A 22,136-nucleotide genomic window follows, 5' to 3' on the forward strand; every position below is an offset into this window, starting at 1 on the left:
TTGTATTCGGGAGTGGGAAATGAAGCCTTTTCTGCGCTGGTGTTTTGTTGCGACAGCTTTGACGCTGGCAGGATGCAGCAACTCCAATTGGCGTAAGAACGACGTTCTTGCAGTGCCTTTACAGCCCACACTGCAGCAGGAAGTGATACTGGCGCGCATGGAACAAATTCTTGCCAGTCGCGCTCTCACCGATGATGAACGCGCACAGCTGTTATATGAGCGCGGAGTGTTGTATGATAGTTTAGGTCTGCGGGCATTAGCGCGGAACGATTTTTCGCAAGCGCTGTCTATAAGACCAGATATGCCCGAAGTGTTTAACTACTTAGGCATATATTTAACGCAGGCGGGCAACTTTGATGCCGCCTATGAAGCGTTTGATTCTGTACTTGAGCTTGATCCAACTTACAACTATGCGCATTTAAACCGTGGTATCGCCCTCTATTACGGCGGTCGATACAAGTTAGCGCAAGATGATCTGCTGGCGTTTTATCAAGACGATCCTAACGATCCTTTCCGCAGTCTGTGGCTCTATCTCGTTGAACGTGAGATGGATGTCGACAAGGCAAAAGTCGCGCTTAAACAGCGTCACGACAAAGCGGTCAGAGACCAATGGGGATGGAATATTGTCGAGTTCTACCTTGGAGATATCAACGAGAAAACGTTGATGGAAAGTCTCAAGGCGGACGCAACGGATAACACCTCGCTCGCTGAACATCTCAGTGAAACCAACTTCTATTTAGGTAAGTACTACCTAAGTCTGGGGGAGAAGGACGACGCGAAAGCGTTGTTCAAACTGGCGGTGGCCAACAACGTTAACAACTTTGTTGAACACCGATACGCATTGTTGGAACTGGCGCAACTCGGCCAGGCACAAGACGATTTATCAGAATCTGACCAGCAATAGCTGACGAACTTAATTTGCCTGTAAAACCTGTTAAGTCATCATCTTAAAGGATGAAGGCTTTTCTGTTCGTCAAAACTTCTAATTTGAGCCGGTTCACACTTTTTGATGAAAATGACTGAAAGTTTTCACGACGAGTTATGTAGACTGGCCGCCGCAATCTAAGAGGCACGTGTACTACATGACTGATATTCAAACCACTTTTGCTGACCTTGGCCTGAACGCCGACATCCTTGAATCACTGAATGGCATGGGCTACGTAAAGCCATCCCCAATCCAGGCTGAGTGTATTCCTCACCTGCTGGCGGGCCGTGACGTGTTAGGCATGGCGCAGACCGGGAGTGGTAAAACTGCGGCATTTTCTCTGCCGCTGTTAAACAACATCGACCCGACTGTTAAAGCACCGCAAATCCTGGTGCTGGCACCGACCCGCGAACTGGCGGTACAGGTTGCTGAAGCAATCACCGAATTCTCTAAGCACATGCGTGGCCTGAACGTGGTTGCCCTTTACGGCGGCCAGCGTTATGACGTGCAGCTGCGCGCTCTGCGTCAGGGACCACAGGTTGTTGTGGGTACCCCTGGTCGTCTGCTTGACCACCTGAAACGCGGCACGTTAGAACTCTCTAACCTGCGCGGCCTGGTGCTGGATGAAGCTGATGAAATGCTGCGTATGGGCTTCATCGAAGACGTTGAAACCATCATGGCTCAGATTCCAGCCGGTCATCAGACTGCACTGTTCTCTGCAACCATGCCGGAAGCGATTCGTCGCATCACCAAACGCTTCATGAAAGATCCACAGGAAGTGCGTATCCAGTCAAGTATGACAACGCGTCCTGATATCAGCCAGAGCTACTGGACCGCTTACGGTCGTAAAACAGATGCACTGGTTCGCTTCCTGGAAGCAGAAGACTTTGATGCTGCCATCATCTTCGTGCGTACTAAAAACGCAACGCTGGAAGTGGCAGAAGCACTGGAGCGTAGTGGCTACAACAGCGCCGCGCTGAACGGTGATATGAACCAGGCTCTGCGTGAGCAGACGCTGGAGCGCCTGAAAGATGGTCGTCTCGACATCCTGATTGCAACCGACGTTGCGGCCCGTGGCCTGGACGTTGAGCGTATCAGCCTGGTTGTGAACTACGACATCCCGATGGATGCAGAATCTTACGTTCACCGTATCGGTCGTACCGGTCGTGCTGGTCGTGCTGGCCGTGCGCTGCTGTTCGTTGAGAACCGCGAGCGTCGTCTGCTGCGCAACATCGAACGTACGATGAAGCTGACTATCCCTGAAGTTGAACTGCCTAACGCAGAACTGCTGGGTGAGCGTCGTCTGGCCAAGTTTGCCGCTAAAGTTCAGCAGCAGCTGGAAAGCAGCGATCTGGATCAGTACCGTGCTCTGCTGACTAAAATGCAGCCGGAAGATGAACTGGATCTGGAAACGCTGGCCGCCGCACTGCTTAAGATGGCACAGGGCGAACGTCCTCTGATTCTGCCACCAGAAGCACCACGTCCTGCACGTCGTGAATACCGCGATCGTGACGAGCGTGATGGCCGTCGTGACAGCCGTGAAGCGCGTAGCGATCGTGGCCCACGTGAAAGCCGTGACAGCCGTGATGGCGATCGTCCACGTCGCGAACGTCGTGACGTTGGCGAAATGCAGCTGTACCGCATCGAAGTAGGCCGTGATGATGGTGTTGAAGTTCGTCACATCGTTGGCGCTATCGCTAACGAAGGCGACATCAGCAGCCGTTACATCGGTAACATCAAGCTGTTCGGTAACCACTCGACTATCGAGCTGCCGAAAGGCATGCCAGGCGATGTGCTGCAGCACTTCACCCGTACGCGTATTCTGAACAAACCAATGAATATGCAGCTGCTGGGTGATGCTCAGCCAAACGAAGGCCGTGGCGATCGTCGTCCAGCCGGTGCTGGCGGTGAGCGTCGCAGCGGTCCGGGCGCAGCTAACCGTGAAGGTGGCCGTCGCTTCTCTTCTGAACGCCGTGAAGGTGGTCGTGAAGGCGGTGGACGTACTTTCAACCGTGAAGGTAGCCGTGGTCCACGTCGTGAAGAAGGCGCAGCTGCCGCTCCACGTCGTCGTGATGCATAACGACTTAACGTCGTAATAAAAAGGGAAGCCGCTGGCTTCCCTTTTTTTATGCCTGTCAGGCCCCCCCGCTGATCATGACGCGCTCGCCGCTGACATAAGCGGACTCCTCAGAGGCCAGAAATAGCGCGACCTGCGCCACATCCTCCGGCAGACCAAAACGCCCCAGCGGGGTAGCCGCCAGCAGCTGTGCCTTGAGCTGCGGACTCATCCTCTTCGCAGCCAGTAATCCCTCGGTCAGGATCATCCCAGGAGCCAGCGCGTTAACCCGGATATTCCTGGCGCCCAGTTCGCGCGCCAGCCCCTGAGTCAGGGTATCCACCGCGCCTTTGGTGGCCGCCCAGAGTACGGAACCCGGCGTGCTGTTTTTACTGTTCAGGGCACTAAGATTGATAATGCTGCCGCCATGCGCGGGGAAATGACGAATCGCCTGCTGACAGACCATCAGCGTGCCGAGCAGGTTAATGTTGATCTGCTGCTGCATCTCCTCCTGCGTCAGCGCCGCAAACTCGCCGTGATGAAAGCTGCCCGCATTGTTCACCACAATGTCCGGTGCGCCGAAACACTCTGCAGTTGTGGCGAACAGCCGTTCCACATCCTGCAGATGAGAAATATCAGCCTGTACCGCCACGGCTTCACTGCCCAGCGTGACGATATCGCTGACTACGTCAGCCGCTCCCACCTCGTCCTGACGATAGTTGACCACGACGCGCGCGCCCGCTGCGGCAAATGCGATGGCAATGGCCGCGCCAATGCCTTTGGACGCGCCGGTCACCAGTGCAATTTTATTCTGCAATGCTTTCATTATGTCATTCTCCGCCGTAATGATTGCGTCGAAAGACTATGCGCGCGGCTGACGAAAAGCGGGTAGCGCAATCCTGCAAGCTTTTTGCACGATCCTGCAAAAGTGCTGCACCAGCAAAGGCATTCCGCCAGACGTCAGGTAATATCGGCACAGAGCGGAAGGGGAGAACGCAGTGACAGAGAGTAACAAGTGGCAGGCGCTGGCACAGTTAATTGCCCGTCATGCGCCGGAGGATGGTCGGCATTCCAGCGCCATCGACTGCCTGTTTTTTGGCCGGGTTTCAGCACCTACTGAGCCGATGCACTTTGCTCAATGGGCCAGTTTTGCGCTGGTGGCGCAGGGCAGCAAAGCGCTGCATATGGGTGATGAGGTGCTGCACTATGGACCAGGGGATCTGCTGCTGGTAACGCTGGATATGCCAGTGCGCGCCTGCGTCACTGTCGCCACGCCGGAAAAGCCCAATCTCGGGATAGGTATCGCCATCAATGAATCCCGGCTTATGCGCTACCTTGAACAGTTTCCGCCAGCGCTGCCGCTGGTGACCTCAGGCAATGAACGGGGTGTCACCGTGCATAAGGTTTCACCTTTGCTGGTGGATGCAGTCATCCGGCTGGTGCGTCTGCTTGACCACCCGGAAGATATTGAGGCGCTGGCTCCGCTGATTGAGCAGGAGATTTTCTACCGGCTGCTGACCGGGCCGGAGGGCTCGCGCATCCTGAATATGGCGCTGGCTGAGCGGCCGGGTAACCGGGTGGCGCAGGCTGCCCGCTGGCTGCGGGAGAATTTTCACCAGCCGCTAAAGATCGATCAGCTTGCCAGCAGTGTCGGCATGAGTATCTCTTCGCTGCATCATCACTTCAAAGCCGTAACGGCTATGACGCCGATGCAATACCAGAAACAACTGCGGCTCAATGAGGCGCGGCGTTTGATGTTGGTGGAAAAGCTGGATGCCGGTACGGCAGGCTATCGGGTGGGCTATCAGAGCGCATCACAGTTCAGTCGTGAATATCGCCGCCTGTATGGGCAATCTCCTGCCAGGGATAGTCGTCAGCTGGCGGTGAGCCCGGATACCCTGCGCCCACCGCAAAACTGATTACAGGCTGTTTGCCGCTTCCATCGCAATGGCAAAGGAGCGCAGACGAGCTTCGCTGTCAAAAATCTGGCCATTAACCATAATTTCATCTGCCTGCGTTTCACGCATCAGCGAAGCCAGGCCATGACGCACCTTGTCGGTATCGCCCACCAGCGACATGCTGAGTGCCTGCTGAACGCCATACTGCTCTGACGGCGACCAGAGATTATCCATATTCTCAACCGGGGCCGGTAACGGGCCCGGTTTGCCGCGGCGCAGGTTAATAAACTGCTGCTGCTGCGAGGTAAACAGGAAGCGCGCATCACGCTCATTATCAGCGGCCACCACGTTAATGCAGACGGTGGCATAGGGCTTGTCGAGACGCGCCGAGGGCTGGAAGTTCTCACGATACACGTGCAGTGCCTGGAAGAGCTGGTCAGGCGCGAAGTGGGAGGCAAAGGCAAACGGCAGGCCCATTTTTGCTGACAGCTGCGCGCTGTAGAGGCTGGATCCGAGTAGCCAGACCGGGATCTTCAGCCCCAGACCCGGCACTGGCTGAACCGGCAGTTGCGCATCCGGGCCAGCATCGAACCAGTTAATCAGTTCAGCCACATCTTCGGGAAAGGTGTCCGCATGCATGCTGGACTGGTGACGGCGCAGCGCCATCATGGTGCGCTGGTCAGAACCGGGCGCGCGACCTAAACCGAGATCGATACGGCCCGGATAGAGAGAGGCCAGGGTGCCAAACTGCTCGGCGATGACCAGCGGCGCATGATTAGGCAACATAATGCCACCGGAGCCCAGCTTCAGTGTCTCGGTGTTCGCCGCCAGATAGCCGATCAGCACCGACGTCGCAGCGCTGGCAATCCCTGTCATGTTGTGATGTTCAGCCAGCCAGTAGCGTTCGAAGCCCAGTTTTTCAGCCTGACGCGCCAGCGCCAGGGAATTATGGAACGCATTCCGTGCGGTCGCACCCTGTGGAATCGGCGCAAGATCCAGCACGGACAGGCGAAGAGGTTTTTTATCAGACATGACTACTCCCGTTGTATGGCGCAGGCGTAAAACCTGCACCATTTAGTATTACGCATCATTCCTTATATTAAAACTGCTAACCTCAGCAGGAATATAGCCGGTATGTGCTTTTACTCAGGATGCCAGCGTCATACCCGCCAGTTTGCGCCAGTAACCGTTACAATCGCAGCCTTTCGCGACCATAAGCGGAGCCTGACCGTTTTCATTGGCGCGGAAACGGTCGATCTCTGCCAGCGTCGACGTATCCTGCGGCGAGAGTCTCACGCAATCGACCTGGCCACGCATCCCCGCCAGATCGTTACCCAGGTTATAGCAGTAGCCGCTCATGGTCTGAATGCCATTGAGGACGAACACCTGTTGTCCCTCCTGAGAGTTGACGCGGCGACCTGTCGGATAGTTGATACAGCAGGTTTCGCAGTCATCTTTCGCGCGATTTTCCGAGCGGGCGGTGAAACAGCGCGCTGACAGCGCCAGCGGCAGATGACCGTAACCCATCACCTCCACCTCAAACTGCTTGCGGATACCCCGCGTCTCGCACTGCGCCAGCAGCTGTAGCAGCCAGTCACGCGACATCTCCACCGGCATACACCAGCGCGTCATGCCCTCTTTAACCAGCAGCTGCAGCGTGTCGGCATTATAGACATTCAGCGTGGGACCGGCGACAAAGGGCAAATGGCGCTCAGCGGCCATATTGACCGTGCCGATATCATTGGCTTCAATCAGGAACTCGCCGTTTTCTACGTAGCGCTGCAGCTCTTTCAGCTCAGAGGGTGATTGCAGCAGCGCCAGCGTGCTGAGTACAACCTGTTTGCCGCTGGATGCCACGTCACGCGCCAGCGCCATCCAGCGTGCATAGGGCGTAGCGCGGCGTTTACTGCACACCGCTTCGCCGAGATAAATAATATCCGCACTACTGCGGACAGCCTGCTGATAAAAATCGTCCAGCGTATCGGTCGGCCAGTACCAGAGCACCGGTCCAAGAGCATATTGCATCATGACTCCTTATTGCCATTCACGGTGATAAGCACCCAGCGTGGTTTGTGTGCCTTCAGAGAGATCGCCCAACGTCTGCATCCACTGTGGCGCCACGTCAAACTGCTCCGGCTGCGCCTTGCAGCGATCGATTGCCTGACGCCAGACGCGCGCCACATCAGCGACGTAGGCGGGACTGCGCTGCCGGCCTTCGATTTTCACCGAGGCGATGCCTGCCCGCAGCAGCTCTGGCAGCAGTTCCAGTGTGTTGAGACTGGTCGGTTCCTCCAGGACGTGATAACGCTGATTGTTAACCTCATAGCGTCCTTTGCAGAGCGTCGGGTAACCGGCGCTCTCATCGGGGGCGTAGCGATCAATTAGCACTTCATTCAGGCGTGATTCCATGCCCTGCGGCGTCTGCTGCCAGCGTACAAATTTCGCCGGGGAGCAGGCACCTGCGCTGTTAGGTGATTCGCCGGTCATCCAGGAGGAGAGGTAGCAGCGGCCTTCTGCCATAATGCACAGACTGCCAAAGGCGAACACCTCCAGTGGCACCGGCGTGCTGCGTGCCAGTTGTTTAACCTGATGAATCGACAAGACGCGCGGGAGTACCACCCGCTGCAGATTGAAGTGGCGATGATAAAAGCGAATCGCCTCAAGATTGGTTGCCGATGCCTGTACAGAGAGATGACGTTCAACCTGTGGATAGTGCTTCGCGGCGTACTCCAGCGTAGCGATATCAGCCAGAATCAGGGCATCTGCCCCGTTTTGCGCCGCCACATCAATCGCCCGCTGCCAGCGTCCCATGCCATCGGGATGGGCAAAGGTATTGATTGCCACATGCAGTTTGCGCTGATGCTGATGGAGATAGCGCGCCGCTTCAGCCAGCTTTTTATCAGTGAAGTTCAGGCCCGCAAAGTGACGAGCATTGGTGTCATCTTTCAGTCCCACATAGACCGCATCCGCGCCATTTTCTACGGCGGTGCGCACTGCGGGTAAGTTTCCTGCCGGGCAGAGCAGTTCCATAGGTGTTCCTCTCAACATGCGATGGGCGTCGAGTCTAGGCATCTGGTCTGGTCTGTGTGTTGATTTAAGGCAGTGAAATTTCAGTTCATCTTTCCCGGCAGCGTTTTTTCCCGCTATTGCCGCGTTTTTTATTGATCCCGGATGAGGCGCGCAGAAAAGGATATGGCAATATACGTAAAATTTTCTGAAGGGAGTGACGAAAGTGTTAGAGCGGATACATGCCCATTGTGTGAAGACCGGTCCAAAAATCTTAGGGTTACCTGTAGCGCTCACCCCATTCCCGGTCAAAAAGTTGCTGCTGCAACAACTCTTAAACTGGCAATTTCGCCATGCTTTGGCTGAAGGTGAGTTAGACTTTCTGAATGGTCGCCTGCTGGGTATCGAGATTGCCGATCTTAATCTGCAATGGATAACCACGCTGCAGGATGGCCGACTGGCGGTATTGCAACAGTCCGAAGCGGATGTCTGGTTTCGGAGCAATGCCAATGATCTGTTGCTGGTGGCAGCACGTAAAGCAGACCCCGATATGCTGTTCTTTCAACGCCGTCTGGTGATTGAAGGTGACACAGAACTGGGACTTGAGGTGAAGAACGTAATGGATGCTATTGAACCCGAGGCTATGCCCACTGCGTTACGCACGGCTATTGAGCAGATGGCGGCATTTGTCGACGCCGGCATGAAACAGGACGCGAAGGCCGCACAGCCGCGCGCAGGTGCCGCATGTTGATCCGTAGCGAAATTGGTGTTGATGCCGCAGGCATCGACGTACTGCTCAGACGCTGCTTCAGTCACTCCGCCGAGGCGGAACTGACTCAGGCGTTGCGTGAAGATGGCCTGCTGACCTTAGGCGTGGTCGCCACAGATGACGAGGGACAGGTGCTGGGTTATGCCGCATTCAGTCCGGTCAGCGTTCAGGGCGACGATCGCGGCTGGGTGGCGCTGGCACCGCTGGCCGTTGATGAGACGCTGCGCGGTCAGGGCATTGCCAGCAAGCTGATTTATGAGGGGCTGGATACACTTAATGAATTTGGCTACAGCGCGGTTGTCGTGCTGGGCGATCCGGCGCTGTTCAGCCGGTTTGGTTTTGAACCGGCTGCACGTCATGGCCTGCGCAGTCGCTGGCCGGGAACAGAGGCAACGTTCCAGGTCTACCGTCTGGCGGACAATGCCTTTGACGGCGCGGAAGGGCAGATCGACTACGCCGAACCCTTTAATCGCCAGCCGTAATACGTAGCCAGCTCTCCAGGCTGATCGGCTGACCCGCCACCAGCAGTAACTTCTGCTGATGGGTCAGTTGCTTAACCTGATACTCCAGTCTGGAGGCGCTGGCGCGATCGCCCGCCTCACAGTGAAACACCAGGTCCAGCGGGCCTTTGCCGCGCAGCGCGCGGGCGCCGCGTCCGCTCTGGTGCTGAGCAACCCGGCGCACCACATCCGTGGTGATGCCGGTGTACAGGCTCCCTTTCGCCGTCCGGACGATGTAGAGTTGCCACTGCTGACCCATCGTAAACTATTCCCAAAAAAAGGTGCCGGGCAGTGTAGCGCGCTTCACGCTCCGGTGCACCACCAGGAGTTTATCTTGTCCGATCACGCCCATCTGGTTCGCTACCTCAGAAAGCAGCATGTACTTTCTCTCTGCTGTACCGCCGACGATCAACTCTGGTGCGCTAACTGCTACTACGTCTTTGATGAGACACGCATGGCCTTCTGGATTATGACCGAACCCGCTACCCGCCACGGTGAATTAATGGTACAGAATCCGCAGGTTGCAGGTACCGTCAATGGCCAGCCCAGAACTGTGCTGCTCATTAAAGGGGTACAGTATCGTGGCCGGGTCAGACGGCTGGAGGAAGCAACAGAGCTGGTCGCCAGAGCGGCTTACCAGAAACGTTTTCCGGTCTCACGCAAAGTGTCGGCCCCGCTGTGGGAGATTGAGCTGGATGAGGTGAAGATGACGGATAATGCGCTGGGATTCGGCAAGAAAATTGCCTGGCAGCGGGAAAAATAGACACGCCCCTTTCGGCTGAAAAGGGCGCGGCGGAATTACAGCGCTTCGAGGATCCGCAGGGATTCACGGTTAAAGGCCGGTAAATCGTCCGGCGTACGGCTGGTGACCAGCTTATCGCCGTCCACCACCACTTCCTTGTCATGGAAGTCAGCACCGGCATTGATCAGGTCAATGGCAACGGCTTTAACGGTGGTCATCTTGCGACCGCGCACGCCGTTCGCGCTAATCAGCAGCTGTGGACCGTGGCAGATGGCAAAGATCGGTTTGCCGCTGGCGACAAACTCTTTGGTAAAGGCAACAAAACGATCGTCGCCGCGCAGAGCGTCAGGCGAGTGACCGCCTGGCAGCAGCAGGGCATCAAATTCCGCCGGGCTGACATCATCAATGCTGCGATCGATGGTCACTTCCGCTTCGCCTTTCTTGCCTTTAACGACATTACCGGCCTGTTTCTCAATGGTCACGACCTCAAAACCCGCGCCTTTGTAGGCTTCCGCAGGTGAGGTAAATTCTGAGTCTTCAAATTCGTCGGTAATCAAAACCGCAACTTTCTTGCTCATCTTTTTTTCCTCCTTAAAGTTGTGGAGAGCGTGGCGCGCTTTCCGGATCACGCTGTAAGCCTGGTCGCTGAGCGTGAGAACGCAAGCCTGCCCGTTAAGATCAGCTATCTTTTAAGCTGTCAGCAGTGAAATAAGGACGAATCTGAGATGAATCGCGTATTACTGACCGGTGCCACTGGCTTAGTCGGGTCGCATCTGCTGCGCTTACTGATTGAGGATCCCCGCATTGACGAAATCATCGCGCCCACCCGCCGGCCACTGCCTGCGATGCATAAAGTGGTGAATCCGGTAGAAGCCGATCTGACGGATGTGCTCGGGCCGCTGGAAAGTTCGCTGGATACGGTGTTCTGCTGCCTGGGAACGACGCGCAGGCAGGCGGGCAGCAAACAGGCATTCATCCACGTCGATTACACCCTGGTAGTGGACAGCGGATTATGCGGATTACGCCTGGGCGCGAAGCAGATGCTGGTCGTCAGCGCGCACGGTGCCAGCCGTTACTCACCGTTTTTGTACAATCGCGTCAAAGGCGAAATGGAGAATGCGTTGCGCCATCAGGGCTGGCCGCGCCTGACGCTGGTGCGACCTTCACTGCTGCTGGGGGATCGCGCGCAGAAACGTCAGGGCGAAAGCCTGGCGGGACCGCTGTTTTCGCTGCTGCCGGGCAACTGGCGGGCGGTTCACGCACGCGACGTGGCGCGCTGTCTGCATCAGCAGGCGTTCACGCCGGGTGGTGAAAGCGTCAACATCATTGAGTCGGGCGACATCCCACGTCATTCAGCGTAACTGCCAGACGATCTGATTACGGCTGCCGCGCCATTGCAGCGTGGCATCTTTCTCCTCTTCGACAAAGCGGCCATCGATCAGCACGTCGAGATAGTCCAGCACGGCGCGCTGTGCCGCATTCAGCTCCTGCATCCGGTAGCCGGTCCAGAGCCAGATGTCTTTACCGGGGCATATCTGTCGCACCCGTTTCACCAGACGGCGAATGTGCGGCACGTTATGCGGATGAAGTGGATCGCCACCGCTCAGCGACAAGCCCTGGCGCGGAATGCGTGTGTCCTGCAGATCCGCCAGTAGTTGCTCCTCCATCGCCAGCGTAAAGGGCACGCCGGAATCAATACGCCAGGTGCTCTGGTTGTAGCAGCCGCGACACTGATGTTCGCAACCAGCAACAAACAGCGTGCAGCGGGTGCCGGGGCCATTCACGATATCCACATCGTAGTAACGATGAATATGCATCATCCCAGCGGTCCTTCGGCCAGATGCTTAACGCGACGCTGCACTTCCTGCTGTTTACCGGCATTAAAGGGCCGTGCATCCGGGCTGCCAAGATAGCCACAGACCCGCCGTGTAACAGAGACGCGCGCCGGATCGTGATTGCCACAGTTCGGACAGGTAAAGCCACGGCTGGTACAGGTGAACTCGCCGTTGAAGCCGCACTCGTAGCACTCATCAATCGGCGTATTGGTACCGTAATAGGGCACGCGGTCGTAGCTGTAATCCCAGACATCTTCCAGCGCTTTGAGATTGTGCTGCACATTCGGGTATTCGCCGTAACAGATGAATCCGCCATTCGCCAGCGGCGGATAGGGCGCTTCAAAGTCGATTTTGTCGTAAGGATTCACCTTCTTCTCAACGTCGAGATGGAAGCTGTTGGTGTAGTAGCCCTTGTCTGTGACGCCCGGCACCAGACCAAACTGCGCGGCATCAAGACGGCAGAAACGGTCACACAGATTCTCACTTGGCGTGCTGTAAAGGCTGAAGCCGTAGCCTGTTTCCGCTTTCCAGCGATCGGTGGCGGCGCGCATGTACGCAATGATCTCTACGCCTTTGGCGCGCAGCGCCGCATCATCGTAAGGATGCTGATGACCGCCGCTGAGCGCATTCAGGGTTTCATGCAGGCCGATATAGCCCAGCGACAGCGACGCACGACCATTACGGAAAATAGGTCCTACCTCATCATCGGCATTCAGCCGGACGCCGCAGGCCCCTTCCATATAGAGGATGGGCGCAACGCGCGCTTTGGTCTTCTCCAGCCGTGCCACACGCGTCATCAGCGCCCGCTTAGCCAGCAGCAGGCGGGCATCGAGCAGCGTCCAGAAACGCGCTTCATCACCGCCCGCTTCCAGTGCGATGCGTGGCAGGTTCAGGCTGATCACCCCGATATTGTTGCGACCCTCATGAATCTGCTCGCCGTTCTCTTCATAAACGCCAAGGAAACTACGGCAGCCCATTGGGGTTTTGAACGAGCCGGTGACTTTCACCACCTGGTCGTAATTGAGAATGTCGGGATACATCCGCTTGCTGGCACACTCCAGCGCCAGCTGCTTGATGTCGTAATTAACATCGCCCGCCCGGCGGTTGACGCCTTCACGAATGCTGAAGACCAGTTTAGGGAACACCGCGGTTTTGCGATTCTTGCCCAGCCCCGCCAGCCGGTTACGCAGAATCGACTGCTGGATCAGCCGTGCCGCCCAGTCAGTCCCCAGACCAAAACCAAAGGTGACAAACGGCGTCTGACCGTTGGCGGTGTGCAGGGTATTCACCTCATACTCCAGCGACTGAAAGGCGTCATAGCACTCTTTATCTGTGCGCTGGCGCGCATACTGCTCTGCCTGCGGGATTTGCCACTGTTCGGCGATCGCCAGATGCCGGGTATAGCTCTGCTCAACAAACGGGGCCAGTACTTCATCAATGCGGTTAATGGTGGTGCCGCCGTAAATGTGGCTGGCGACCTGGGCGATAATCTGCGCCGTCACAGCAGTGGCGGTGGCGATCGATTTAGGTGGCTCGATCTCAGCATTGCCCATCTTAAAACCGTTGGTCAGCATGCCCTTCAGATCGATCAGCATGCAGTTGAACATCGGGAAGAAGGGTGAATAGTCGAGATCGTGATAGTGGATCTCGCCGCGCTCATGCGCCAGAACGATGTCGCGCGGCAGGATCTGCTGCTGTGCGTAGTGCTTTGCCACGATCCCGGCCAGCAGATCGCGCTGCGTCGGGATCACTTTGCTGTCTTTATTGGCATTTTCGTTCAGCAGCGCCGCGTTGGTCTGATCGACCAGACCGCGAATGGCGTGATGTAACTGGCTCTGACGATCGCGGGCGACATCGCGATCGTGGCGATACTCAATGTAGGCGCGCGCCAGTTGTGGATAAGGACCCGCCATCAGCGTCTCTTCTACCGCACACTGAATCTCGCGGATAGCCACTTCCGGACGATCGGCCAGCCGCAGGGCAACGCGCTCAGCGACCTGCGCGCACCAGGCCGCATCGTCGACATCTGCTGCCCGTGCCGCGGCCACAACAGCCTGCTCAATACGCTGCGCATCAAAGCCTGTCCGGCATCCATCGCGCTTGATTACCACCGTCGCCATTCCTCTCTCCGTTAACTACATATGGGGGTTGGGTGGATTCTATTCTCTACATGTAGTGATTGCTGTGAATTATTGCGCAAGGATTTGACCTGAAGCAAGGAAGACTCAACCCGGCAGAAAATTCCGACGAATGTAAAAAATCGGGTGATGGTTCAGGTTTCCTGCGGGATTCACTGGCGAATCGGCGTGCAGCAACTTTAATCAACGTTCTGCCCTGTCAAACCGTTGACGTTACAAGGATGCCCGCCAATGTGGTTACCCCGTACTCTGCTCCTGCTCGCTGTTTTTAGCCCGATCGTCATAGCCAATCCGCTGCCGCTAATGCCCTGGCCGCAACAGGTGGAGCAGCCCGCCAGTGGCGGTGCGCTTACCCTGACGCCGCAGTTGACGCTGCAAATCTCAGGCGATCATCTGGCGGGGGCCGAAGCACGCTGGCTGGCGCGCATCAGCGATCAGACCGGCTGGCCGCTATTGCCCGCCACGCAGCCGGTAGCTGCACCGACTATCCGCATCATGATTGCAAAGGCAGTCGATCCACTGCCGCTGCCCGACAGTGATGAGCGCTATCAGTTGCAGGTCAATGGCGATGGCGTGCGATTAACCGCACCCAACCGTTTTGGTGCGATGCGCGGCATGGAAACCCTGCTGCAGCTGATACAAAACGGTGAGCAGGGCACGACGATTCCTTACGTCACCATTCACGATCATCCGCGCTTTCCGTGGCGCGGTGTGCTGATCGACACGGCACGCCACTTTATGCCGGTAGAAACGCTTAAGCGTCAGATCGACGGCATCGCCGCCGCACGAATGAACGTCTTTCACTGGCATCTCACCGACGATCAGGGCTGGCGCTTCGCCTCCAGCCACTATCCCCAGCTGCAGCAGAAAGCCAGCGATGGCAACTATTACAGCCAGCAGCAGATGCGGGAAATCGTGAAATATGCCACCGACCGTGGGGTGCGTGTGGTGCCCGAGCTGGATATGCCAGGACATGCCTCCGCGCTGGCGGTGGCGATGCCGGAACTGATCAGCGCAGCGGGTCCCTTTCAGATGGAGCGCGGCTGGGGCGTCTTTAAACCGCTGCTTGATCCCGCTAATGAACAGGTTTATCAGGTGATCGATACGCTGGTGGGAGAGATAGCGGCGATCTTTCCCGATCCCTGGCTGCACATCGGCGGCGATGAAGTCGATCCCACGCAGTGGAAAAACTCACCCGCGATTCAGCAGTTTATGCGCGAGCACGATCTGAAAGACGCGCATGCGCTGCAGGCGTACTTCAATCAGCGGGTGGAGAAGATCCTCGAAGCCCATCAGCGTCAGATGGTGGGCTGGGATGAGATCGCTCATCCCGATCTGCCACGCAGCATTCTGATCCAGTCCTGGCAGGGCCAGGATGCGCTGAGTGCGCTGGCAAAAGAAAATTATCGCGGCATCCTCTCCACCGGTTTCTACCTCGATCAGCCCCAGCCTGCCAGCTATCACTATCGCAACGAGGTCACGCCACGCGGGCTGAACGGTCAGGACCGTCTGCGGCCCGGCGACCAGGCGCAGAGCTGGTCATTCACGATGCCACGGCTGAAAGGCAGCCCGGTGAAGGGCAGCTTTACGTTGATTCAGGGCGCGCAGGGCTGGCGCGGTTTTATCGACTTCGACGGCAAAGCCCGGCGGATGATCAGCGACATCAACTGGCTCTCGACGCAACAGGTGCAGTTCACGGTGGATAGCTGGATGGGGCCGTTCCAGCCGGTGGTCACGCTGCAACAGCAGTCTCTCAAAGGCTATGTGCGGGTAGGCAACGTACGTTATCCCGCCAGCGGTCAGCGTCTGATGCAGCCGCCTGCGGGCATCGCACCCGTGCTGCCCACGCCAGAACAGGTACAGCAAAATCTGCTGGGTGGCGAGGCGGCGCTGTGGGCTGAAAACATCAACAGCCAGATCATTGATACTAAACTGTGGCCGCGCGCCTTTGTGGTGGCCGAGCGGTTATGGTCGGCAGAAAACGTCACGAACATGGATTCGATGTATTCACGGCTGGCGGCGATGGATCGCTGGAGCACGGTGTCCGTGGGAACGCTGCAACATGCGCAGACGGAGCAGCAGATGATGCGGCTGGCCAGCGGACACGATATCGCCCCGCTGCGAGTGCTGGCCGAAGTACTGGAACCGGCGCAGTATTACACGCGTCAGCACCTGAAGTTTCAGGCGGGGCATTACAACTATCAGGAGCCATTAAACCGGCTGGCCGATGTGCTGCCCGCAGAGAGTGAGGCAGTGCGCCAGCTGGAGCAACAGGTCGCCGTATTAATCGCCAATCGTAATAATCCGGCTGCCGCCTCCGCAGTGCGCGCGCCGCTGCAGCGCTGGCAGGCCAACACGACTGCGGTGATGCCGATCGTCAACGGCAGCGCGACGCTGAAGCCGCTGGCACACAGCGTGCAGCAGGTTGAGGTGCTGAGCGCCATGGGCCTCGCGCTGGTGAATGCTTACGTCCGTAATCAGGCGTTTGGTGCCAGTGAAGTGGCGGAGATGCAGGCGACACTGGATGCCGCCGCAGAGGTGCAGGATGAAACGGTGATAGCGCTGGTCAGGCCGCTGGAGACGCTGCTGCACGCCTTTCAGTAAGTACTGTGGCCGGCTGAACCGGCCTCCGTTGCGTCAGGCCGGGCCGCTGACCGAATGACGGCGCACCAGCGTCGGGCTGAACATGTGAGTCACTTCCGGCAGCGGCAGATCGTTGGCCAGCGCCAGGGCCAGCTGAGCGGCCTGCTGCGCCATCGTGACAATCGGATAGCGGACCGTCGTAAGGCGTGGTCGCACATAGCGCGACACCAGCACATCATCGAAGCCGATCAGCGACATCTCTTCCGGCACGCGGACGCCGTTATCGCTCAGCACCGCCAGCGCGCCCGCCGCCATCGAGTCGTTGTAGCAGGCGACGGCGGTGAAATTTCTGCCGCGTCCCAGCAGTTCTGTCATCGCCTGCTCACCGCCCACTTCGTCCGGTTCGCCCCAGGTCACCAGCCGATCGCTGCACGGCAGACCGTGCTCTTTCAGCGCATCATAGTAACCCTGCAGGCGATCTTCGGCATCGGAGATGGTGTGGGTCGAGCAGATAAAGGCGATATTCTGATGGCCGAGCTGGATCAGATGACGGGTTGCCAGCCAGGCGCCGTAGCGATCGTCGAGTGCAATACAGCGCTTTTCAAAGCCTTTGATCAGGCGGTTCAGCAGCACCATACCCGGCACCTGCTTCATCAGCACTTCCAGTTCTGCGTCGGGAATTTTCTTGGCGTGCACCACCAGCGCCGCGCAGCGGTGACGCATCAGCTGTTCAATCGCCTGCCGCTCTTTTTGCTCATTATGGTAACCGTTACCAATCAGCAAAAAGTTACCGGTGTCGCCTGCCACCTCATCCACGGCTTTCACCATTGCGCCAAAAAAGGGATCGGAGACGTCACCGACAATCAGGCCGAGCGTTTCGGTCGATTGCTGCGCCAGCGCGCGTGCGTTGGCATTCGGGTGATACTGAAGCTGCTCCATCGCCTGGCCTACGGCCTGTCGGGAGCTGTCGCTGGCTTTGGGAGAATTATTGATTACACGGGAGACTGTGGCGACAGAAACGCCCGCCAGTCGCGCAACATCCTTTATGGTAGCCATGCGTTGACCTGCTTTGGGGAAAACGTTTACACATCGCATCAGTGTTACGGAAAAGGGCGGACACATCAACCCGACAGAATGCCAGCGTCGTCGCAAAAAGGGGCAAAAACGACCGCTGCTGCACATCTTCTGCTGAGACGTTGCCCCATGTTATGCTCAGTTCCCCACCTGGCTACCGTGAAAAAAACAACGATGAAAACCAAAGTGCCACATCTGGCGCACTGGGGCGCGTTTACCGCCGTCACTGAAAACGATCGTCTGATTGGCTGCGAACCTTTCTTCGCTGATGCCGATCCGTCACCGATGATCCACACCATTCCTGAGCTGGTCTACTCAGACAAACGCATTCGCCAGCCGATGGTGCGTCGCTCGTGGCTGAAGTCACGCGAAAAGAGCGACCGCACGCTGCGTGGCCGGGAAGATTTTGTCGCCGTCGACTGGGAAACCGCGCTGGACCTGGTGGCGGAAGAGAATCGCCGCGTCCGCGAACGCTATGGTGCGTCGGGCATTTTCAACGGCTCCTACGGCTGGTCATCGGCCGGTCGCGTCAATCACGCCCGCACGCTGGTGCGTCGTTTCTACTTTCAGGGCGGCGGCGGCGTCGATCAGCAGGGTAACTACAGCTGGGGCGCGGCGCAGTTCTTCCTGCCCTATGTGATCGGCACCTATATGCCGCTGACCGGGCGCGTCACCGAGTGGCCGCAGGTAGTGGAACATGCCGAAATTTTTGTCGCCTTTGGCGGGCTGGCGCTGAAAAACGCCCAGGTCGCCTCAGGTGGCGCAGGGCAGCACAGCCTGAAACCGGCGCTGATGCAGCTGGCGGCCAAAGGCACGCCGGTCATCAACATCAGCCCGATGCGCGATGACTGCCCGGAATTTGTGAACGCCGAGTGGATCCCGATTCGCCCCAATACCGACGTGGTACTGATGCTGGCGCTGGGGCATGAGATCACCCAGCACGGCGCGGTTGACGAGGCGTTTCTCGCCAGCCACTGCACCGGCTGGCCGCAGCTGCGCGCCTATCTGCTGGGCGAAACCGACGGCGTAGCGAAAACCGCTGGCTGGGCCAGCCGTATCACCGGCATCCCGGCTGATCGCATCGTGCAGCTGGCGCAGCAACTGACCGGCAAGCGCAGCTTTATTACCTGCTCCTATTCCGTGCAGCGCGCCCATCGCGGCGAGCAGCCTTACTGGATGATGATTGCGCTCTCCTCAATGCTCGGTCAGCCTGGCCTGCCGGGCGCGGGGTTCTCTTTCGGTCATGGTTCAATGAACAGCGTCGGCAATCCCCGTCAGGAGGGGCCTGCCCCGATGATGAGCACCGGTTCCAATCCGTCAGGGTTGTCGATTCCGGTGGCGCGCATCAGCGATATGCTGCTCAATCCCGGCCAGCCATATAGCTTCCAGGGCGAAACGCTGCACTATCCCGATATCCACATGGTGCACTGGGCGGGCGGCAATCCTTTCCACCATCATCAGCAGCTGAACCGGCTGGTGGAGGGCTGGCAACGGCCCGATACGGTGGTGGTGCAGGATATCGTCTGGACGCCAGCGGCGCAGATGGCGGACATCGTGCTGCCTGCGACGACCACGCTGGAGCGTAATGACATCGGCGGCTCCTCACGTGACCGCTTTGTGCTGGCCATGCATCAGGCGATTAAGCCGCAGCATCAGGCGCGCAACGACTTCGATATTTTTGCCGACTTAGCAGAGCGACTCGGCTATCGCGACACCTTTACCGAAGGGCGCAATGAGATGCAGTGGATTGCGCATCTTTATCAGCAGTGTGCGACCGCGCATCAGCGCAAAGGCATCGATTTCCCAGAGTTTGATGAATTCTGGCAGCGCGGCTTTGTGGAAATTCCGGAAGGTGGCAAGCCTTATCAGTTTATGGAGGATTTCCGTGCCGATCCGCAGGCCAATCCAATCAAAACCGCCAGCGGCAAAATCGAGCTGTTCAGTCAGACCATTGCGGACTACCAGCTGGACGACTTCGCCGGTCATCCGGAGTGGCGTGAACCACAGGAGTGGCTTGGTTCCCCAGTCAGCCGCGACTATCCGCTGCACATGATCTCCATTCAGCCTTCCGACCGGTTACACAGCCAGCTGGATGCCACCGACACGGTGCAGGACAATAAAACGGCCGGACATGAAACGCTTTACATGCATCCAGTGGATGCAGCTGCGCGCGGACTGGTGGAGGGCGATGAGATTGAGGTGAGCAACGCACGTGGTGTGATGCTGGCGGGTGTGCAGATCACCGAGGGCGTGACGCAGGGCGTGGTGATTATCGCTACCGGTGCGTGGTTTGATCCTGGCTTTGGCAGGGCGTGGCAGCCTTTTGATCGTGCCGGTAACCCCAACGTGCTGACGCTCGATATTGGTACGTCGTCGCTGACGCAGGGGCCAAACGCCATGAGTTGCCTGGTGGAAATCAAAAAACATCAGGATTGCACAATAGCGTAAGGATCTCATGGCTGGTTACATTTTGCGGGTAACTGTTGCGTTTAGGCGATGGCAGCCGATCAATCCCCTTTGCTATATTCAGGGTCCCAGAGGTATTGATGGGTGAACATCAATAGATTTTCTTGATTACACCAACCTGCGCAGATGCGCAGGTTTTTTTTGCCAAAAATCCGTTGCCAATAACGAACTGATACACAGTTTTCCTGTTATACGGCCAGCGCTTTCTTTATAACTGCTGGCACCAGCCCCTTTCTCTTTATTTTGCGCAGCGGAATGCCATGCCCCGGATTAAAAAACTACTGGGAAAAGACCAGATAAAAGCGCCATTCAACCCTTTTCGTTTTCGACTGATCTGTCTGGGTGTCACAACCTGTCTGGTGGTGCTGCTGGCGCGCGTCGCGGACCTGCAGTTCCTGAATCAGCCGATGCTGGAGCACGAAGCGGATCAGCGATCGCTGCGAACCGTCACGCTGCCCACCAGTCGCGGCACCCTGCTGGATCGTAACGGCGAAGCGCTGGCGCTCAGCGTGCCATCGCGCGATGTGATTGCCGATCCACTGCGCGTACTGGAGAGCAACCCCGATTTTACCAGTGCCAAATGGGCCTATCTTGCGGCCGCGCTCAACACCCGTCCCGAAGAGCTGGCGGCGCAGATCACCGCCAACCCGAAACGTCGTTTCCTCTATCTGGGACGTAAAGTCGAACTGGGCATCGCCAAAGACATTAAAGAGCTGAAGCTGAAAGGCATCAGTGAAGTTTATGACGACAGCCGTTTCTATCCGATGAGCGAAGCCTCTGCGCCGCTGATCGGTATCGTTGGCGCGGATAATGTCGGCCTGAACGGGCTGGAAAAAGGCTTCGATAAAGTCTTGCAGGGCGAGCCGGGCAAAGAGGTCTATCGTCAGGATGCGGCGGGCAATATCATCGCGATGATCAACTACCAGCCGCCGACGCAGCCGCCCACTGTGCAGCTCAGCATCGACAAATATGACCAGTACACGCTCTACAGCAAACTGCGCGACGGCGTACTGATCAACAAAGCGGACTCGGGTGCGGCCGTGCTGGTGAAAATCGACACCGGCGAGATTCTGGCGATGGCCTCCTATCCGTCGTTCAACCCCAACAACTATGAAGGGGCCACCCCGGCGCAGATGCGTAACTCGGCCATCAATGACAGCTACGAACCGGGATCGACCGTTAAGCCGTTAGTCGTAATGGAAGCGCTGGAGCGCCATCTGGTGCGTCCGGACTCGGTGATCGACACCACGCCTTACAGCGTTAACGGCCACCTGATCCGCGACGTCGGCCACTGGCCGCGCCTGACCATGACCGGCATTCTGCAAAAATCGAGCGACATCGGCGTCTCTCATCTGGCGCTGGCGATGCCCGCGGAGGCGCTGGTGAATACCTATCATGCGTTTGGCCTGGGCAAACCGACCGGATTAGGGCTGACCGGCGAAAGCGTCGGCTACTTCCCGCTGCACCGCGCCCGCTGGGCGGATATCGAGCGGGCTACCTTCTCCTTTGGCTATGGTCTGCGCGTCACGCCGCTGCAGATTGCCCGCGAATACGCCACGCTCGGCTCTTATGGCGTTTACCGTCCGCTGTCGATCACCCGCGTCACGCCGCCGGTCATGGGACGCCAGGTCGCCAATCCGGAAACGGTGAAAGAGGTGGTGCATATGCTGGAGAGCGACGTCCTGCCGGGCGGAACCGGACTGAAAGCTGCGGTACCGGGCTACCGTCTGGCAACCAAAACCGGTACGGCGGAAAAGATGGGTACCAGCGGCAAGTATGATGGCGGCTACGTCAACTACACCGCCGGTATTGCGCCCGCCAGTCATCCTGAAGTGGCGCTGGTGGTGATGATCAACCATCCGACGGCGGGCGATCACTTCGGTGGTTCGGTTGCTGCGCCGGTGTTCGGCAATATCATGGGGCCGGTACTGAAACACATGAACGTTGCACCGGATGCCATCTACACTAAACCCACGGCCAGCCCTTCGGATAAATCTTAGTTAAATCAGAGTGTAAGCGAGGCGTGAGGAATATTCACACCTCGTTGCACTTCCCCGAATTCGGTTGCGTTTTCCCGCTGTCTCCGCGCGGTCAATCAGTGCGAGGATAGCAGTCCCAGAGGTATTAATGGGTGTGAAAACAAC

At 57.7% G+C, this 22,136-nt stretch carries 20 protein-coding genes; 11 read left to right on the forward strand and 9 right to left on the reverse strand.

Annotated elements, in window-relative coordinates; translation table 11 throughout:
* Positions 1-19 precede the first annotated feature (19 nt).
* From nlpI to NIM72_RS14410, 3 genes are all read left to right on the forward strand, one after another.
* A complete protein-coding gene (gene nlpI, locus NIM72_RS14405; RefSeq protein WP_161731844.1) occupies positions 20-904 on the forward strand; it encodes a lipoprotein NlpI in 885 nt (294 codons plus the stop codon).
* Positions 905-1,009: 105 nt separating this feature from the next.
* Entirely contained in the window at positions 1,010-1,066 is a 57-nt protein-coding gene (gene yrbN / locus NIM72_RS21575) for a protein YrbN (protein WP_098053093.1), read from the forward strand.
* 16 nt (positions 1,067-1,082) lie between these two features.
* A complete protein-coding gene (locus NIM72_RS14410) occupies positions 1,083-3,005 on the forward strand; it encodes a DEAD/DEAH family ATP-dependent RNA helicase (protein ID WP_013359913.1) in 1,923 nt (640 codons plus the stop codon).
* A gap of 55 nt (positions 3,006-3,060) precedes the next feature.
* Here the strand turns inward: NIM72_RS14410 and NIM72_RS14415 are convergent, their stop codons facing one another.
* Positions 3,061-3,807, reverse strand: coding sequence for an SDR family NAD(P)-dependent oxidoreductase (locus NIM72_RS14415; RefSeq protein WP_253420868.1), 747 nt, complete (start codon positions 3,805-3,807; stop codon positions 3,061-3,063).
* Between the two features lie 172 nt (positions 3,808-3,979).
* On the opposite strand from NIM72_RS14415, the gene NIM72_RS14420 reads away from it, so the two are divergent.
* A complete protein-coding gene (locus tag NIM72_RS14420; protein WP_253420871.1) occupies positions 3,980-4,900 on the forward strand; it encodes an AraC family transcriptional regulator in 921 nt (306 codons plus the stop codon).
* Here the strand turns inward: NIM72_RS14420 and NIM72_RS14425 are convergent, their stop codons facing one another.
* The 3 genes from NIM72_RS14425 to NIM72_RS14435 all read right to left on the reverse strand — a co-directional run bounded on the left by NIM72_RS14425 (position 4,901) and on the right by NIM72_RS14435 (position 7,909).
* Positions 4,901-5,911 carry a luciferase-like monooxygenase gene (locus tag NIM72_RS14425; RefSeq protein ID WP_253420874.1) on the reverse strand — a complete coding sequence of 337 codons (1,011 nt, stop codon included), beginning with the start codon at positions 5,909-5,911 and terminating at the stop codon, positions 4,901-4,903.
* A gap of 114 nt (positions 5,912-6,025) precedes the next feature.
* Entirely contained in the window at positions 6,026-6,904 is an 879-nt protein-coding gene (locus NIM72_RS14430; RefSeq protein ID WP_161731938.1) for a U32 family peptidase, read from the reverse strand.
* Positions 6,905-6,913: 9 nt separating this feature from the next.
* Positions 6,914-7,909 carry a peptidase U32 family protein gene (locus tag NIM72_RS14435; RefSeq protein WP_161731852.1) on the reverse strand — a complete coding sequence of 332 codons (996 nt, stop codon included), beginning with the start codon at positions 7,907-7,909 and terminating at the stop codon, positions 6,914-6,916.
* Between the two features lie 202 nt (positions 7,910-8,111).
* On the opposite strand from NIM72_RS14435, the gene NIM72_RS14440 reads away from it, so the two are divergent.
* Both NIM72_RS14440 and NIM72_RS14445 read left to right on the forward strand, forming a co-directional pair.
* A complete protein-coding gene (locus tag NIM72_RS14440) occupies positions 8,112-8,636 on the forward strand; it encodes an SCP2 domain-containing protein (protein ID WP_161731854.1) in 525 nt (174 codons plus the stop codon).
* On the forward strand, positions 8,630-9,136 hold the full coding sequence (locus tag NIM72_RS14445) for a GNAT family N-acetyltransferase (protein WP_161731856.1): 507 nt from the start codon (positions 8,630-8,632) through the stop codon (positions 9,134-9,136). Before NIM72_RS14440 ends, NIM72_RS14445 begins: the two co-directional genes overlap by 7 nt.
* Here the strand turns inward: NIM72_RS14445 and NIM72_RS14450 are convergent.
* Positions 9,120-9,413, reverse strand: a complete 294-nt coding sequence (locus tag NIM72_RS14450; RefSeq protein ID WP_161731858.1) for a GIY-YIG nuclease family protein — start codon at positions 9,411-9,413, stop codon at positions 9,120-9,122. The two genes, NIM72_RS14445 and NIM72_RS14450, sit on opposite strands and share 17 nt — an antisense overlap.
* A gap of 75 nt (positions 9,414-9,488) precedes the next feature.
* Between NIM72_RS14450 and NIM72_RS14455 the strand changes: the two genes are divergently transcribed.
* Positions 9,489-9,917: a YhbP family protein gene (locus tag NIM72_RS14455; protein WP_161731860.1), complete on the forward strand. Its 429-nt coding sequence runs from the start codon at positions 9,489-9,491 to the stop codon at positions 9,915-9,917.
* 35 nt (positions 9,918-9,952) lie between these two features.
* On the opposite strand, the gene NIM72_RS14460 is transcribed toward NIM72_RS14455, so the two are convergent.
* Positions 9,953-10,474, reverse strand: coding sequence for a type 1 glutamine amidotransferase domain-containing protein (locus tag NIM72_RS14460; RefSeq protein ID WP_033731332.1), 522 nt, complete (start codon positions 10,472-10,474; stop codon positions 9,953-9,955).
* Between the two features lie 147 nt (positions 10,475-10,621).
* On the opposite strand from NIM72_RS14460, the gene NIM72_RS14465 reads away from it, so the two are divergent.
* Positions 10,622-11,257: an NAD-dependent epimerase/dehydratase family protein gene (locus NIM72_RS14465; protein ID WP_253420877.1), complete on the forward strand. Its 636-nt coding sequence runs from the start codon at positions 10,622-10,624 to the stop codon at positions 11,255-11,257.
* On the opposite strand, the gene nrdG is transcribed toward NIM72_RS14465, so the two are convergent.
* Together nrdG and nrdD are read right to left on the reverse strand one after the other, a co-directional pair.
* Positions 11,249-11,716: an anaerobic ribonucleoside-triphosphate reductase-activating protein gene (nrdG, locus tag NIM72_RS14470; RefSeq protein WP_161731864.1), complete on the reverse strand. Its 468-nt coding sequence runs from the start codon at positions 11,714-11,716 to the stop codon at positions 11,249-11,251. The two genes, NIM72_RS14465 and nrdG, sit on opposite strands and share 9 nt — an antisense overlap.
* Positions 11,713-13,851, reverse strand: coding sequence for an anaerobic ribonucleoside-triphosphate reductase (nrdD, locus tag NIM72_RS14475; RefSeq protein WP_253420880.1), 2,139 nt, complete (start codon positions 13,849-13,851; stop codon positions 11,713-11,715). The genes nrdG and nrdD overlap by 4 nt, the downstream gene beginning before the upstream one ends.
* Before the next feature lie 249 nt (positions 13,852-14,100).
* Here nrdD and NIM72_RS14480 point away from each other — a divergent pair, with 249 nt between their 5' ends.
* Entirely contained in the window at positions 14,101-16,473 is a 2,373-nt protein-coding gene (locus NIM72_RS14480; protein WP_253420883.1) for a beta-N-acetylhexosaminidase, read from the forward strand.
* Between the two features lie 33 nt (positions 16,474-16,506).
* On the opposite strand, the gene galR is transcribed toward NIM72_RS14480, so the two are convergent.
* Positions 16,507-17,508 (reverse strand): HTH-type transcriptional regulator GalR, encoded by a 1,002-nt coding sequence (galR, locus tag NIM72_RS14485; protein WP_003851033.1) that lies wholly within the window; start codon positions 17,506-17,508, stop codon positions 16,507-16,509.
* 192 nt (positions 17,509-17,700) lie between these two features.
* Here galR and NIM72_RS14490 point away from each other — a divergent pair, with 192 nt between their 5' ends.
* On the forward strand, positions 17,701-19,974 hold the full coding sequence (locus NIM72_RS14490; RefSeq protein ID WP_253420887.1) for a molybdopterin guanine dinucleotide-containing S/N-oxide reductase: 2,274 nt from the start codon (positions 17,701-17,703) through the stop codon (positions 19,972-19,974).
* 278 nt (positions 19,975-20,252) lie between these two features.
* Positions 20,253-21,992: a penicillin-binding transpeptidase domain-containing protein gene (locus NIM72_RS14495; protein ID WP_161731872.1), complete on the forward strand. Its 1,740-nt coding sequence runs from the start codon at positions 20,253-20,255 to the stop codon at positions 21,990-21,992.
* The last annotated feature ends 144 nt before the right edge of the window (positions 21,993-22,136 follow it).

The organism is Pantoea sp. B550 (assembly GCF_024158165.1).
Taxonomy (GTDB): domain Bacteria; phylum Pseudomonadota; class Gammaproteobacteria; order Enterobacterales; family Enterobacteriaceae; genus Pantoea; species Pantoea alfalfae.

Bases quoted from the DNA above. Each gene is read 5' to 3' on its own strand.
- nlpI (WP_161731844.1), top strand. From the start codon at position 20: ATGAAGCCTTTTCTGCGCTGGTGTTTTGTTGCGACAGCTTTGACGCTG.
- NIM72_RS14410 (WP_013359913.1), top strand. From the start codon at position 1,083: ATGACTGATATTCAAACCACTTTTGCTGACCTTGGCCTGAACGCCGAC.
- NIM72_RS14415 (WP_253420868.1), bottom strand. From the start codon at position 3,807: ATGAAAGCATTGCAGAATAAAATTGCACTGGTGACCGGCGCGTCCAAA.
- NIM72_RS14425 (WP_253420874.1), bottom strand. From the start codon at position 5,911: ATGTCTGATAAAAAACCTCTTCGCCTGTCCGTGCTGGATCTTGCGCCG.
- NIM72_RS14430 (WP_161731938.1), bottom strand. From the start codon at position 6,904: ATGCAATATGCTCTTGGACCGGTGCTCTGGTACTGGCCGACCGATACG.
- NIM72_RS14435 (WP_161731852.1), bottom strand. From the start codon at position 7,909: ATGGAACTGCTCTGCCCGGCAGGAAACTTACCCGCAGTGCGCACCGCC.
- NIM72_RS14445 (WP_161731856.1), top strand. From the start codon at position 8,630: ATGTTGATCCGTAGCGAAATTGGTGTTGATGCCGCAGGCATCGACGTA.
- NIM72_RS14450 (WP_161731858.1), bottom strand. From the start codon at position 9,413: ATGGGTCAGCAGTGGCAACTCTACATCGTCCGGACGGCGAAAGGGAGC.
- NIM72_RS14460 (WP_033731332.1), bottom strand. From the start codon at position 10,474: ATGAGCAAGAAAGTTGCGGTTTTGATTACCGACGAATTTGAAGACTCA.
- NIM72_RS14465 (WP_253420877.1), top strand. From the start codon at position 10,622: ATGAATCGCGTATTACTGACCGGTGCCACTGGCTTAGTCGGGTCGCAT.
- nrdG (WP_161731864.1), bottom strand. From the start codon at position 11,716: ATGATGCATATTCATCGTTACTACGATGTGGATATCGTGAATGGCCCC.
- nrdD (WP_253420880.1), bottom strand. From the start codon at position 13,851: ATGGCGACGGTGGTAATCAAGCGCGATGGATGCCGGACAGGCTTTGAT.
- NIM72_RS14480 (WP_253420883.1), top strand. From the start codon at position 14,101: ATGTGGTTACCCCGTACTCTGCTCCTGCTCGCTGTTTTTAGCCCGATC.
- galR (WP_003851033.1), bottom strand. From the start codon at position 17,508: ATGGCTACCATAAAGGATGTTGCGCGACTGGCGGGCGTTTCTGTCGCC.
- NIM72_RS14490 (WP_253420887.1), top strand. From the start codon at position 17,701: ATGAAAACCAAAGTGCCACATCTGGCGCACTGGGGCGCGTTTACCGCC.
- NIM72_RS14495 (WP_161731872.1), top strand. From the start codon at position 20,253: ATGCCCCGGATTAAAAAACTACTGGGAAAAGACCAGATAAAAGCGCCA.